General features: G+C 67.4%; 9 protein-coding genes. 3 read left to right on the top strand and 6 right to left on the bottom strand.

The window, feature by feature from the left end; genetic code table 11:
• Window positions 1-124: 124 nt before the first annotated feature.
• From M8J71_RS00955 to M8J71_RS00935, 5 genes are all read right to left on the bottom strand, one after another.
• A complete protein-coding gene (locus tag M8J71_RS00955) occupies window positions 125-895 on the bottom strand; it encodes a type 1 glutamine amidotransferase domain-containing protein (RefSeq protein ID WP_256246143.1) in 771 nt (256 codons plus the stop codon).
• A 79-nt stretch (window positions 896-974) separates the two neighbouring features.
• A complete protein-coding gene (locus tag M8J71_RS00950; RefSeq protein ID WP_256246142.1) occupies window positions 975-2,318 on the bottom strand; it encodes a BTAD domain-containing putative transcriptional regulator in 1,344 nt (447 codons plus the stop codon).
• A 754-nt stretch (window positions 2,319-3,072) separates the two neighbouring features.
• Window positions 3,073-4,101, bottom strand: coding sequence for an NAD-dependent epimerase/dehydratase family protein (locus M8J71_RS00945; RefSeq protein WP_256246141.1), 1,029 nt, complete (start codon window positions 4,099-4,101; stop codon window positions 3,073-3,075).
• On the bottom strand, window positions 4,098-6,809 hold the full coding sequence (locus tag M8J71_RS00940; protein ID WP_256246140.1) for an alpha/beta fold hydrolase: 2,712 nt from the start codon (window positions 6,807-6,809) through the stop codon (window positions 4,098-4,100). Before M8J71_RS00940 ends, M8J71_RS00945 begins: the two co-directional genes overlap by 4 nt.
• Window positions 6,803-7,825 carry a 3-oxoacyl-ACP synthase III gene (locus M8J71_RS00935; protein ID WP_256246139.1) on the bottom strand — a complete coding sequence of 341 codons (1,023 nt, stop codon included), beginning with the start codon at window positions 7,823-7,825 and terminating at the stop codon, window positions 6,803-6,805. The genes M8J71_RS00940 and M8J71_RS00935 overlap by 7 nt, the downstream gene beginning before the upstream one ends.
• A 434-nt stretch (window positions 7,826-8,259) precedes the next feature.
• Between M8J71_RS00935 and M8J71_RS00930 the strand changes: the two genes are divergently transcribed.
• From M8J71_RS00930 to M8J71_RS00920, 3 genes are all read left to right on the top strand, one after another.
• Window positions 8,260-8,559 (top strand): hypothetical protein, encoded by a 300-nt coding sequence (locus tag M8J71_RS00930; RefSeq protein WP_256246138.1) that lies wholly within the window; start codon window positions 8,260-8,262, stop codon window positions 8,557-8,559.
• A gap of 152 nt (window positions 8,560-8,711) precedes the next feature.
• Window positions 8,712-11,402 carry a PEP/pyruvate-binding domain-containing protein gene (locus M8J71_RS00925; RefSeq protein ID WP_256246137.1) on the top strand — a complete coding sequence of 897 codons (2,691 nt, stop codon included), beginning with the start codon at window positions 8,712-8,714 and terminating at the stop codon, window positions 11,400-11,402.
• 235 nt (window positions 11,403-11,637) lie between these two features.
• The gene (locus M8J71_RS00920) at window positions 11,638-12,333 is read left to right on the top strand and encodes a DUF2306 domain-containing protein (RefSeq protein ID WP_256246136.1); all 696 of its coding nucleotides are present in this window, start codon (window positions 11,638-11,640) and stop codon (window positions 12,331-12,333) included.
• Here the strand turns inward: M8J71_RS00920 and M8J71_RS00915 are convergent.
• A complete protein-coding gene (locus M8J71_RS00915; RefSeq protein WP_256246135.1) occupies window positions 12,317-13,159 on the bottom strand; it encodes a hypothetical protein in 843 nt (280 codons plus the stop codon). The two genes, M8J71_RS00920 and M8J71_RS00915, sit on opposite strands and share 17 nt — an antisense overlap.
• Between the last annotated feature and the right edge of the window lie 69 nt (window positions 13,160-13,228).

The following is a 13,228-nucleotide window of genomic DNA, read 5'->3' as shown; positions in this document are numbered from 1 at the left end:
GCCCTGGTGGTGCAGCGGCACTGGAGCCCGCCCATGCAGCCGGGCTGCTGTAGTCGCCGCCCAGTACGCAAACTGACGGCCACCCCAATCATTCGGGTGGCCGTCAGTTTCATGTGCTTTGGGGTTACTGCTCCTCTTCCCCGGCGGCAGCAGCTTTGATGGCGTCCTTCTCGGCGCGCAGGGCCTCGGCGTCGTGCTGTTCCTCGGCCTTTTCCTGATGGATGACCTCTGCGAAAAGCTTCTCCATCTCCTTGGCCACGCCGGCAGCCGACGCCGGGTTTTGCCCGGTCACCAGCCGGTCGTCAACCACAACCTTTTCCTCGAAGACACCGGCGGAGACGTGGGTGGCGCCCTGTTCCTCGAGCCGGTCCGCCAGGAAGAACGGGATGACCTTGTCCTTCCCTGCGGCAACCTCCTCGTCGTTGGTGAAGGCGGCCACCCTCCGGCCCTCGACGAGGCGTAGCCCGTTCTCCAATTCCACGTTCAGCAGTCCGGCCGGTCCGTGGCAGACCGCGCCCACCAGTCCCCCGGCGTTGTAGACGCTGGCCACCAGATTCTGCAGGCCTTCGCTGTCCGGGAAGTCCCACATGGTGCCGTGGCCGCCCACGAGGTAGACGCCGTCGTACTGGTCCGGATCCACCACGTCCACCCGGGCAGTGTTGTAAAGGCCGGCACGCGTAGTCTCATCCTCCGTGAAGGCGACCTGGATGGGATCTTTCGAGTCCACCTCGTCGCGCGGCGGCTGCCCGCCCTGGATGGACGCGAAGTCGACGAAATGCCCGGAGTCCTTGAACACCTTCCACGGATGTGCAGCCTCGGCCACGTTGTAGCCGGTCTTCTCTCCCGTATCGCCGATCTCGGAAACGCTGGTCAGTACCATGAGGATTTTCTTCATGACATGCTCCTTTCGTCCACCTTCCACCCTACGCGCAGCCCATTCGGGCCCTCCGCGTCTTGGATGGTGAACTGTGAGGTCACGCCGCTGAAGGTATCGGCACCGAATCTGCGGCGCTTCCCCATCCGGCCAGCAGCGCCGGAGGCACAATCATGCTGCCGGTATGGGCGTGCCGCAACGTGTCCAGCATGGCTCCCAGGGCGCCGTCTTTCGGAAGGAATCCGCAGATGCCCGTGCGGGCGGCTTCACTTAGGGCTTCCTGGGACGGGTTGCCCGTCAGCATGATGATCCTGGTTTGCGGCGCCTCCGAGAGGATGCGCCCGGCAGCTTCGAGCCCGGTTCCGTCGGGGAGGTGCAGATCCATAATCACGACGTCGGGCGCAAGGTCCCGGAACATCGTCACCGAAGATGCCACAGACTTCGCCGCTCCCACGCTTTGCAGGTCCGGCTCACGGTCCAGCGCCCCGGCCAACAGCTCGGAAAACGTGGTGTGGTCATCAACAATCAGGATTCGCAGGCGGTCCGTTGGCTTTGTGGCCGCCGCGGCAACGGGACGGCTTTCCGTGACCGCGGGACGACGGCCCCCGAACTCCACTGGCCCCGACGATGCGGTGCTCCTCAGCAGCCTGGCCTGTGCTTCCCTTAGCGTGGGAGCGGGGGCGCAGCCCAGTTCCTCATCCATGACCCTGCGGCAGCGGTCGTACGCCCGCAAGGCTTCCGTGCTCTCGCCGTTCTGCTCAAGCCCAAGAATCAACGCCGTCCACGCCCGCTCGTTGAGGGGATCCTCCTTGGCCGCCGCCCCGGCCCAGGCAATGGCCTTGCCCGTTTCTCCCACGGAGAGCGCGATGCCCGCAGCCGCAACGCGGGCCAGGCCGACGCGCGCTGCGTGCGCGGCGCGCTCCTCCTCTGCCCACGCCGGCAGCAGCTCGTCTCCCAGCAGTGGAGCGGAAGCCAGGTCCAGTGCTTCGGTCAGCAGTGCCAGCGCTTCGCGGGGCTCGGCCTGGGAGGCCCTTTTGGTCAGTGTTTCGAAGCGGTCCAGGTCCAGTTCCACCAGTGACCGGTCGATGGCGTAGCCGCCGGTGACCGTCCGCAGGGGACCGGTCCGCCCGGTGCCGGGCTGCAGGTTGCGCCGGAGGACGCTGACATAGCTTTCAAGGGTGGCCAGTGCAGCGGCGGGGTGGTTGCCGCCCCACAGCAGATCCATCAGCCGGGACTTTGACACTGCCGAGCCAAAATTCATCAGGAGAATTTCCAGTACCTGGCGGGGCTTGGGCCCGCCAAGGTTGTTGGCGCTCAGCTCGATGTCGCCGCGGCGGATTGTCAACGGGCCGAAAACCGAAATCGAAAGTGCCGGCGTCGTCGGCGGAATTTCAGGGACGAGGCTCGCCTGGCCGGTTTTGTTCGGCAGTTCCAAGGTAATCACGGTGGTATCCCCCAAGTAGTCCTGTGCTGCGTGGTTCCCATTGAAGTGGCGGGTAGACACACAAACCACAGTGGTCAGTACTCGCTTTCTTGTGCCGGCTTTCCGTCGAGTACTTGCTTCGGGGCGCAGCTACGCAGAAATTGTTGAGCGGACACTCAGCAAGGAATCGGGGAAAGTGAGCTGCCCGGAAGCCGTTTGCGCTGGTGAGATCCCGGATCATGATCCATGCCGAAGGTTGGAAAAACCCTAGGTAGTGCTGCGGGGGCTGCTCCTGGGGGCAGCCAGCCGTTGGCGCTCATTTTTTGGGAAAATTCCGAGTCGAACACCGCAGCGCCTGTACGTTACGGAATCCCTGCGCCCGCTCGACCACATGACTCGACCACCGGTCAGGTGCCGGAGGTTCGCTCATCAATCATGCGCTGCAATTCCGCCTCATCGGGACACGGACGGTTGTCGAGAGGGCATTGCCGGTCCCCGGGTAGCGCACCCATGCCTTCAGCAGCCTCGATGCACCCCGTGCACACAATGTCCGAGTCATGCAGCAGCGCCGGCTCGTTTTCAATGTGGCCGCAAAGGGCCCGGCGCCACTCCGCATCCCGGCAACACACCAGGTGATCCAGTTTGCCTGGGTTCTCCATGAGGTTGTACGTAGCTCCCCGCGCAGGGCCGCGACCCAACTCCACAGGCCCGGCTTTCCCGGCTGCCTTCGGATTTACCGCTGATGTCCCAGTCATCGCTCCCCGATGGAAATCATTCAGATATTGCTCGCCCCATTGGACGACATCGGTAAACGATTGTAAACCCTCGCTCCTGAATGGGACCGATAGTGCTCGGCCAGCCTCGCCAGCCCCTCATCAATCGAGACGGCGGGCGTCCAGTTGAGGAGTTCCCGGGTTTCGCGCTGGTCGAACCAGTGGGCGGTGGAGAGCTGCTCGGCGAGGAACCTGGTCATCGGCGGCTCCTCTTGCCGCCCTGCCCGGGTCCAGAGCTTTTCCACCACGGCTCCTGCAGCCCGTGCCACCGCACCCGGCACGGACCACGACGGCGCTGGGACGCCTCCCGCAGCGCAGATTCCGGCCAGTAATTCACCCACCGGTCGGGGCTCGCCGTTGCTCACCACCACCGCCCTGCCATGGACGTGTTCCATGCGGTGCAGGGCTGCGACGATAGCCGCGGCGGCGTTGTCCACGTAGGTGGTGTCGATCAAGGCCGCACCGGCGTCGAGCAGCGGCAGACGACGGCGGCTCGCCCGTGCCAAGACCCGCTCCACCAGCTGCGTGTCCCCCGGACCCCAAACGATGTGCGGGCGCACCGCTGCGACCCGGAAATCCGGAACGTTCGCCGCCAGCGCCAGGAGCTCCGCCTCGGCCTTCGTGCGGGAGTAGTCACCGTGCGCGCGCTGCGGGTCCGCCGGATCCGCGCCCAGCCCGGCGATGGCGGCGCCGGAATTCGCCACGGACGGGGAGGACACAAACACCACGTCCCGCACCCCGGCGGCCCGGGCAGCACGGAGCAGGCGGCGGGTCCCTTCGACGTTCACCTCATCGAACTCGGCCGCCCGGCCTGTAAAGGAAACCTTCGCCGCCAGGTGGATGACTCCTTCTGCGCCTTCCACTGCTCCCCGAAGCGCTTCACTGTCCGTAACGGACCCGCAGAAGTCCGTGGCGCCGTCGACCCCTGACGGACGGCGCTGGAAGGTGGCCACGTCATGGCCCTGGCGCACCAGCAGCCCGGCCACCGCTCCCCCAAGCAGCCCGCTGGCACCCGTGACGAGGACTCTCATGGCTTTCCCGGCCGGCCGCCGGCCAGCACCCGCGACGCCCAGCGGGACAGGCGGGTCCTGTCGATCTTGGCGTTGTGCCGGATGTCGGTGGGCTGTGCGGGGACTTCGAGCACAGCGGAGACCTGGACGCCGGCCTCGCGGGCCGCCCTGCGGACGTCACCGGCGAGCTGCGGCGCAGCAGGGCCGGCTTTCCGGGCAGGAGGGAGGGTCTCGACGACGGCGACCACCGCCTGGGTGCCCGCCGGTCCGACGCCGGTAATCGCCGCTAGCCGGACGGAGTCCAGCCGTTCGATCGCCTGTTCGGCACCCACCGGCGTCACGACGGCACCGGGCGCCGTCACAACATGGGCGAGGCGGCCCTCCACCCACAGCCGGCCGGCGGCGTCGAAGTGCCCCACATCGCCGGTGCGGTGCCATCCGGGCAGGCTGGCACTCTCCTGCTGGGTCAGCCACAGCCTGTCGTAGGCTTCGTTGACGTGCGGGGCGCTGACCAGGATCTCCCCCGTCACGCCGGGCTCCGTCACGGGATGGGTCCCGGGGGCGGTGCCATCTTCGGCCAGTGGGACGACGGCCACCCGGGCGCCATGCACCGGCCAGCCCACGCACACGCCGTCGCCTGCTCCCGCAACAGCGCCGGAGGGATTCTCAGCCCCGGCGGCAGCGTCGGCGTCGGCGGCCTGGATTTGTTCGAGGCTGATGTCGGTCACCGGCAGCGCCTCGGTCATCCCGTACGGGGTGTGCAGCTTGGCCCGCGGCAACAGCCGCTGCACCTCAGATAGCAACGGTTCCGGGACGGGGGCGCCGGCAGACAGCAGCAGCTCAACACCTTCCAACGCCTGTTGCCCTGCGGCACTCAAACCGTCCCGGGTGGCGAGGACATTGCGTAACGCGGCCGGCGAGGCGAAAACTACCGAAGCGTCTATGGCCGCGGCGGCGTCGGCGAGCCCACTGGCAGTCAAGGTGCGCGGCGCAGTGACGTCCATGGCCGGCGTCACCGACACCGCTCCGAGCGCCGGTCCCAACAGGGCAAACGGTGCGAAGCCTGCCACCAGCCGGGCACCAGAACGGATCCCGAAGGTTGCGGCCACCGTGTCCCGCATCGCAGCCAACTGCCGGTGCGTATAGAGCACGCCTTTGGCAGGGCCGGTGGAACCCGAGGTGAAGAGGACGGCGGCCGGGGCATCCGGACCCACGGTGTCCGCCATCTGCTGTGGACCTCGGCTAGCACCGGAACGGGCCAGGGCTTCGAGGGAGGCCTCGACCCCCAGCATGCGACGACGGGCGGCCGGGAGCTCCCGCACGCTGATCCGCCGCCCCGGCCAGCCGAGCACGGAGGCAGCCGCGAGCGCCTTGTCGATGCCGATGAGGAAGTCGGGGGTGGCGCCTTTCACGGCACGGCTGAGGCCCTTGGTTCCCAATCCGGCGTCGGCCACCACCACCACGGCGCCGAGCCGCAGGCAGGCGTAGAGGGCGACGGTCAGGTCCACCCCGGGCGGAACCATCAGGCTCACCCGGCTGCCGCTTTGGACTCCGGCCTCCCGCAGCCCCGCGGCGAGGTCCAGGATGTTCCGGTCCAGCTGCTGCCAGCTGAGCGAGCGGGCCACCGTACCGTCCGGCGCCATTTCCGCGACGGCGGTACCTCCTCCCGCTGGCCCTGCAGCCTGCTCGCCGAGCAGGTCCCACAGCAACCGGAATTCCGACGGCGCCGGCTGGACGGCGTCCTGCCTCTCCCCCTCGGCGGCTGTGGCTTCCGCTGCCGGGGGTACGCTTCCGCTGCCACCAAAGTTTCCGCCGAGCCACTGAAAGACCGGTGCCGCGATGTTCCGGTCCTCCGCCACAAGATGGCCGGCGCCTTCGAAGCGGTGCACGCTGGCGTGCGGAAGCCGGTTGATGAGGTCCTTGAGGTACCGGTCCGAAAAAATGGGATCCTGCGGGCCCCAGAGCATCAGCGCCGGGACCTTCAGCCCGTGCAGCCCTTCCGCTACGGAGTTGAGCGCTGGAAAACTGGGGTGGGACTCGTCCACCGGAATGTCCGCCACAAAGTTCCCCACCCCGGCTCGGCGGTGGGCTCCGCGGTAGGGCGCCATATAGGCGTTCCGGACATCGGCGGGCAGCGGCGGGTGGGCCAGGGAGTGCGTCACCCGCAGAAACGCGTCCGACGTCGTGGTTCCCCACGTGTGCACGGCGGGATGCAGGGCAAGCCGCAGGGCGGGCGGGATGCCCAAACAGGCGGGCTGGTGGACGGCGGTGTTGGTCAGCACCACACCGGTGAGGAGCTGAGGGTGCGCCAGGGCCCAGCCCAGGCTGATTACCCCGCCCCAGTCGTGGCCCACCGTCACCACGTTCCCGTCCAGGCCAAGTGTGGCCGTCAGGTCGCCGAGGTCGTTGACCCGGTCGGCCAGCCGCCGGAAGGTGCCGGTGCGCTCCGAGAAGCCCATGTCCAGCTGGTCCACCGCCACAACGCGCCACGGGTGGTCCTGATCCGATCCGGCAGCCAGCAGCGTCCGCCACAGATAAGACCAGGTGGGGTTGCCGTGCACGCACAGCAGGGTTCCGGCGGGAGTCAGACCGAGGCGGGAGAGCTGTGCGCCGTTGTCCAACAGGTGCCAGCGGCGCACTGTGCCGGGCCCATCAGCGTGGGACGTGGACGCAACCTCCACTTCGCGGGACCATTCCGGGTCCACGCCAGGCCAGTCTGCGCCTACCAAACGATTTCCATCATGGCGGTGTTCAGCCCGGATCCGACGCCCATGCAGAGGACCCGGTCCCCGGTTTCTAGGGATTGCGCTTCGGCCGCGAGGGTCATGGGCAGGGAGGCCGGGCCCACGTTGCCCCAGTGCGGGAAAGTGATGGGCACCTTGGCAGGGTCCAGGTCAATGGCGTCGATGATGGCCTGCGTGTAGGCATTGCTCACCTGGTGCGTGACGTACCGGTCCATGTCCGCCCAGTCCCACTCCGGCCGGGCTTCGTGCCAGGCGTCGACGACGAGCTGGAGGCCGCCGTCGAGCAGTCCCTTTGTGTCGGTGGCCATGCCGTCAATGCCGCCCACACACAACTCATGGTGTTCGGTGCCGGCGCGCATCACACCGCCGATGATCCGGTGCGCACCCGGGTGCTGGTCTGCCGGGCCCAGGACGGCGGCTGCGGCCCCGGAGCCCAAAGTGAGGGTGGCGAACTCCCGGTTGAAGTCCTCGCGTGTGGTCTCGGGCCGCTGGAGACGGGCCAGCGTGGCCTCCTGCGTGGCCTCGGCGTCCTCTGCGTTGACGATCATCGCGTACTTGATCTGGCCGGAGTCGATCATGTTCGCCGCCAGGGTCAGGCCGTTCACGAAGCCCAGGCAGGCGTTGGCCAGGTCGAAGTTCATGGCCGACGACGGCAGGCCGAGTCCGTGGTGGATCTTCACCGCGACGGACGGTTCCAGGTTCCGGCGCGTGACCGAGGTGTTGATCAGCAGTCCGACGTCGGACGCTTCAACCCCGGCCTCGGCCAGGGCCTTCGCGCCCGCTTCGGCGGCAGCGTCATCAAAGGATGTCCCGGCCGCCCACCAGCGGCGGTGCGTGACGCCGGCAACGCGCTCGAGCAGCCGGGGCGGGAACTTCAGCCGCTGCAGCGTGGACGCCAGCCTGCTGTCGAAATCCGTGGAACTCACGATCCTCGGAGCCTCCACACTGCTCACCGAAAGCAGCGCGGTATTGCTGTGCCGGAAGGTTGCGTTTCCTGCCAATTCGAGCCCCTGTTCCTGTCCGTCCTGCAGCCATGCGCTGACAGTACGTTAGCCGACTGACCCGAGACGCGATGGTAAGCATGCTTAGGATATGTTACAGGTGCAAGCACGGGCCGCCAACCGGAACAGGGAGCAAAACGGGATCAGGCGGCACGCCCGGGGATGGTTTTTCTTGATGCCCGCGGAGCGCGCCGCGACGTGAATGCTTATGAAGGAGCGCCCCGAAGGCGCATAGTTGGACGATGACAGGTCCATACACCCGGGGCGACTCCTTCAGTTGCGGCGCTTCCCGGGAACACATTCGACAAGCGCTCGTGGACTACGGGGCGACGGACGTTCTGTTCAGCCAACGCGGGAACCGGAGCGCCATCGCGTTCAGGGGCGGCGGGAGGCAATTCCGTATCGTCGTTTCCTTACCGCAGCCGGATGGTGCCTTGACAGGTTCCGGGGACGCAGCGGAGGGCCCCATCCGTGAAGCGAAGGCAAAAGAGCTTGAACGCGCCCCCCGCAGGTTTTGGCACGCCCTGTCACAGTCGATAGATGCCAAACTCCGGGCGGCCGCGTCAGGCATCGCCACCCTTGAATCCGAATTCCTGGCCCACGTGGTACTTCCAGGGAACCGCACAGTACTGGACGAACTCGAACCCGTCATCCACTCCGCTTACCGGTCGGGCCGGCGTCCCTCCTTCGGCGATTTCGACCCGGCTTTGCGGCTAAGCCCTGCGGAGCAATAACGGCGTAGATCGTCCAACTTCCGCTGAGGGCAACACAGCGGAACTGGTTCTGGTGGAGGACACCAAAGCTGTAGCCTCCTGCCCGCGGCAGTGCCAGTATGTGGAGAACCAAGTTCACCCCGGCGCCCCTCCCGGGCAGCAAGGACGCGGTCATGACCTATATCAACGATTTGAGCGATGTGGGGCCAGACGACGTCGCCGTGGCTGGCGGCAAGGCTGTGGGTCTCGGTGGCCTGATTCACGCGGGGCTGCCGGTCCCGCCGGGGTTTGTCCTCACCACCGATGCCTATGCGCACTTTGTCGATGACAACCACCTCGCAGCGGACATCCAGGACATCGCCACGCTGCCACCGCAGGCGGAGCCGCAAACCTACGAGGACGCCTCCCAGCGGATCACCGCACTGTTCAGGACCGGCACTATGCCGGCCGAAATCGCAGCCGAAATCGGCGCCGCCTACGGGCATCTCGGCAGCAGGGAGACGGCGGTGGCCGTGCGCTCCTCTGCCACAGCCGAGGACCTTGCCTCCGCCAGCTTCGCCGGCCAGCAGGAAACCTACCTGAACGTCCGCGGCATGGTGGAGCTGTCCACGGCGGTGATCGACTGCTGGGCTTCCCTGTGGACGGCGCGGGCCATGGCCTACCGCGCCCGGGAAGGTGTGGGACCGCACGAGGTGCGCCTCGCCGTCGTCATCCAGCAGATGGTGGAGGCCGAGGCAGCCGGGGTGATGTTCACCGCCAACCCCTCCAACGGCCGGCGGGACCAGACGGTGATCAGTGCGGCCTGGGGCCTTGGCGAGTCGGTAGTCAGCGGTACGGTCACCACCGATGACGTGGTGGTCGACGCCGGGACCGGCACCGTGGTGTCGCGGCGGACAGCCGACAAGGACGTGATGACGGTCTACGCGGAGAAGGGCACCCGGGAGCAGCCGGTGGCGGCAGCCCGCCGTCGTGAACCCGTGCTCGATGACCGGGCGGCGGCGGAACTGGTCCGGCATGGACGGCGGGCAACGGATCATTTTGGCGCACCACAGGACATCGAGTGGGCGCGGGCTGCCGGCAAGTTCTTTATCCTGCAGTCCCGCCCCATCACGGCCCTGCCCGAACCAGCGGCCGACATCCCGGACACGTGGCCCCTGCCCTATCCGAAGGGGCTCTACTTCCGGGCGAGCATCGTGGAACAGCTACCTGACCCGCTGTCACCCCTGTTCGCCGACATGATCGACGGCTCCGTGGCGAGGTCGCTGACAGCCTTGCTGGCCGATGCCCTGGGCAAGAACGTCATCCGCGACGGCGACGTCGGACTGCCTACCATCAACGGCTACGCCTACTACTATTACCGCACCTCCGGCATGTGGCGGATGACGGGCAAGGCCCCGGCCGCCGTGGGCGCGCTGGCCCGCGGCAAGGCGCACATGGGGGTGGCCGGCTGGCGCGAGTTTTCGCATCCCCGGTACGAACGGGTCATCAAGGACTGGCAGGCGAAGCCCCCGGCGGAGCTCACCGGCGAGGACCTGCTGGAGGGCGCGCAGGCATTGCTGGACGCCGGCACCGTGTACTACACAGCGGTGCAGTCCATCATTCCGCTCGCCGCCACCAGCGAGCTCTCCTTCCGGGCGTTCTACGACAAGCTGGTGCGGCGCGACGGCGATCCCCCGGCCCAGGCGTTCCTCCTTGGCTACGACAGCGAACCGATCCGGGCGGAGAAGTCACTGCATGACCTGGCCGGCTGGGCCCGCAGCGATCCCGGGCTGACGTCGGCTTTGCTGGAACGGCCGACGGCGGCGCTCGCCGAGTGCCAGCGCACCGGTTCCCCGCCCGCCGGTGTGGACAATCCGCTGTGGCAGGAATGGCGGTTCGCCTTCCAGGAGCATCTGGATCTCTACGGCCACGCGGTCTACAACCTTGATTTCGCCAGCCCGGTAGCCGCCGACGATCCCTCCGCCCTCTTGGAGACGGTGAAGTTCTACCTGCGCGGGCAGGGCACCGACCCGCATGAGCGGCAGCGGGAGCTGACCGAACGCCGGGAGTCGCTCACTGAACAGATGGCCGGCCGGCTCGGGCCGCGCCGGCGGGCAGCCTTCCTCCGGTTGCTCCGGTGGGCCCAGGAGATGGCGCCGATCCGCGAGGACGCGCTGGCCGACGTCGGACTTGCCTGGCCGCTGCTGCGGCGGATGCTGCTCGAACTCGGGCAGCGGCTGGTGGATTCCGGTGTCATCGCTTCCCCGGATGACGTGTTCTGGCTGCGCCACCAGGAGCTGCGAAGCGCCGTCGACTTCGGCCTCGCCGCGCCGGGAGTGCGGGCCGCCGTCGTTATTTCCGGTGCTGCCCGGCCTGTCCGCGCCGCAGTCGTCGAGGAGCGCAGGATGCTGTGGCGGGGCCAGGTGAAGGCCGCCGCCCCGCAAATGCTTCCCGAGAGCCGGTGGATGGAACGGGCCTTCGGGTCGATGATGCCGGCCGGCTCGCAACACCAACGCGGCGATGTCATCAAAGGCGTGGGGGCCAGTTCGGGCCGGGTCAGCGCTCCCGCCCGCGTCCTGGCCGGGCCGCAGGACTTCGGCCAGATGGAGCCCGGAGACGTCCTGGTGGCCCGCATCACCACTCCTGCGTGGACGTCGCTGTTCGCGATGGCCTCGGCCGTGGTGACTGACGTGGGCGGCCCGTTGAGCCACAGCTCCATCGTGGCCCGTGAGTACGGCATCCCCGCCGTCCTCGGGACGGGAGTGGCCACGCAGCGGCTTGCCACCGGCCAGCAGATCCTCGTGGATGGCGACGCCGGCACGGTCACCATTGAGCATCCGGGCGCCGCGGATGCCGCGCAAGGAGGGAACGTCGTCGGTATTTAAGAGTTCAGGGATGCCGGCGGGCGCGGTCAGCTTTCAAAAGGCCATGCGTTCCGTGGGAGCTCTTGCCTATCGCTTGGCGGAACCAAGTGGAGTAGGTTGAGCCTACGCCGTACGAGTAGGTGCTGCTGGGCACTGTCATTCCGGCCACCATCGCCTGGACTCCCACCGCCAGCCCGGCTTGAACAACGACGTCCGTGCCAGGGCAAAAGCTCAGCCACTTCGAAGATTCAAATCCATGACCTCTGCAACCATTCCCCGCCCCCGCCCAAACGCCAAAACCCGGTGGCTCGTGCCCGCCGCCCTGATCTTCCTCAGCCTCGTGCCGATCATCGCCGGGGCTGTCCGCCTGACCGACCTCACGGGAGGCCAGATAACGCCGGATAATGCGCGGTTCTTCGATTCGCCTGTCCCCGTGCTGATCCATATCCCCACGGTGACCGTGTACTTGGTGCTGGGCGCTTTTCAGTTCGTTCCCCCGCTCCGCCGCGGGAAGCGGGGCAGGGCAAGCTGGCACAAAATCGCCGGACGCATCCTCGCGCCCACCGGCCTGCTGGCTGCCCTGTCCGGCCTGTGGATGGCCGTTTTCTACGACCTTCCCCCCTTGGACGGGTCGCTGCTGCTCATCCTCCGGCTGGTGTTTGGGTCCGCGATGGTGGCGTTCATCGTGCTGGGATTCATTGCCGTGCGGCGCCGGAACTACGTCCGGCACAGCCAGTGGATGTCCCGGGCGTACGCCATCGGCATCGCCCAGGGAACGATCGTTGTGGTGACCATCCCCTGGATTGTCCTGGTGGGTCCGGTGGACGAGCTGACCCGTGCCCTGCTGATCGGGGCGTCATGGGTTTTGAGCCTGGCCGTTGCCGAGTACTTTATCTACCGTCGGGCACATGCTTCAGCACGGAAGCCCCGCCCCGCTATCCAGCCTGCCTAGGTTGATCGCTTGGAACGAGCCGGTAGGCGAAGCGGCTGTCCAGGCCACCGGGCCCCATCCTGAGGTCCACTCCTTCGGTGGGCAGCAGCACGGGCGCCTTGAACACGTTCCCGCCGCAGGGGATCTGCACAGGGGCGAGAACCTCAACACCTCCCCACGTGGAGACGGACAGTTCAGCCACCGGCAGTCCTGCGCAGACCAAGTGCAGTTCGTACTGGCCTGGTTCGGCCGTCAGGCTGGCCGTGGTGGTGGTTTCCGCGCTGCTGGTGCCGCGTAGTTCACCAGGCAGGCGCGGCTGGAGCTGCTGGGCTGACCACTCTGACACGTCTTCCAGCTCCGAAGCCCTGCGGTCCGGGTTGTTCTGCACTTTGACGCCCGTGGCGGACGGTTTGCCGGTCGGTGGAACCGCGCTGATGGTGATGGGCCCGCCGTCGTGCCTGACAAAGCGGTTCAGCGTGGAGGTGCACTCAAAGCTAGACGCCTCCGGAACGCCATCCGCCTTCACAATGGTGAGCTTAGCGCCGTAAACCCCCGCACAGGCGCCTGTGACCATGTAGTCGCCGGGCGCCAGGACAAGGGATAGTTTTCCGGCGGGCTCCGCCTCTGACGGCATGCCGGGGCCCGCGGGGGAAGCCTCGAGCAAACGCGCCACTTCACCGACGTTTTCCTCGAAGGACCGGGGCTGCGGCGTTGCCGCCGGCGGAGATGTTTGAGCCGGTTGTTCGGACGGGCCGCTGTACTCGCACCCGGCAACTGAAATAACCATGGCGGCTACAGCGAACAGAACTACTCCGCGCCGCGCCCGCATCCCCCCAAGAGCTGACATGGCTCCGAGTCTACGGCCCCCCTCTTCTCAGCTGGACGTTTAGGTGGCCGCGGGTGGGAGGTCCTGGTG

Source organism: Pseudarthrobacter sp. R1, from assembly GCF_024494415.1.
In the GTDB taxonomy this organism is placed as follows: domain Bacteria; phylum Actinomycetota; class Actinomycetes; order Actinomycetales; family Micrococcaceae; genus Arthrobacter.
The sequence above is the reverse complement of the archived record's forward strand: the minus strand, read 5'-3'. Positions and strand labels throughout refer to the sequence as shown.

Coding starts and splice junctions, on each gene's coding strand:
- M8J71_RS00955 (WP_256246143.1), bottom strand. CDS start 895: ATGAAGAAAATCCTCATGGTACTGACCAGCGTTTCCGAGATCGGCGAT.
- M8J71_RS00945 (WP_256246141.1), bottom strand. CDS start 4,101: ATGAGAGTCCTCGTCACGGGTGCCAGCGGGCTGCTTGGGGGAGCGGTG.
- M8J71_RS00925 (WP_256246137.1), top strand. CDS start 8,712: ATGACCTATATCAACGATTTGAGCGATGTGGGGCCAGACGACGTCGCC.
- M8J71_RS00920 (WP_256246136.1), top strand. CDS start 11,638: ATGACCTCTGCAACCATTCCCCGCCCCCGCCCAAACGCCAAAACCCGG.
- M8J71_RS00915 (WP_256246135.1), bottom strand. CDS start 13,159: ATGTCAGCTCTTGGGGGGATGCGGGCGCGGCGCGGAGTAGTTCTGTTC.